Raw genomic sequence first — 528 nt, forward strand, 5'->3', positions numbered from 1 at the left:
ATTTGATAAATATTTTTCATTTTAAATATAAATACGCAGGAGTACTTTATGAGCGACTTAAACGCACTGTTCCAAAAAATCAAACAACGTGACCCTGACCAAGCGCCTTTCCACCAAGCGGTGGAAGAAGTTTTCGGTTCATTAGCACCATTTCTTACCAAAAATCCTAAATATACGCAACAAGGTATTTTAGAACGTATCGTTGAGCCGGAACGTGTAATTACTTTCCGTGTCACTTGGGTTGATGATAAAGGTCAAGTGCAAGTAAACCGCGGTTATCGTATTCAAATGAACTCTGCGATCGGTCCTTATAAAGGCGGTATTCGTTTCCATCCTTCCGTTGATTTAGGGGTTTTAAAATTCTTAGCGTTTGAACAAGTTTTCAAAAATGCATTAACTACATTACCGATGGGCGGTGGTAAAGGCGGTTCGGATTTCGATCCTAAAGGTAAATCTGATGCGGAAGTCATGCGTTTCTGCCAAGCATTTATGACGGAATTATCTCGCCATATCGGTGCGGATACCGAC

At 40.5% G+C, this 528-nt stretch carries 1 protein-coding gene; it reads left to right on the forward strand.

What is annotated here, in order from left to right; translation table 11 throughout:
- Positions 1-48: 48 nt before the first annotated feature.
- Positions 49-528 (forward strand): Glu/Leu/Phe/Val dehydrogenase dimerization domain-containing protein (locus DA085_RS20775; RefSeq protein ID WP_272914510.1); only part of this gene is annotated, 480 nt, incomplete at its 3' end.

This window comes from Ornithinimicrobium cavernae (assembly GCF_003121625.1).
Taxonomy (GTDB): domain Bacteria; phylum Actinomycetota; class Actinomycetes; order Actinomycetales; family Dermatophilaceae; genus Ornithinicoccus; species Ornithinicoccus cavernae.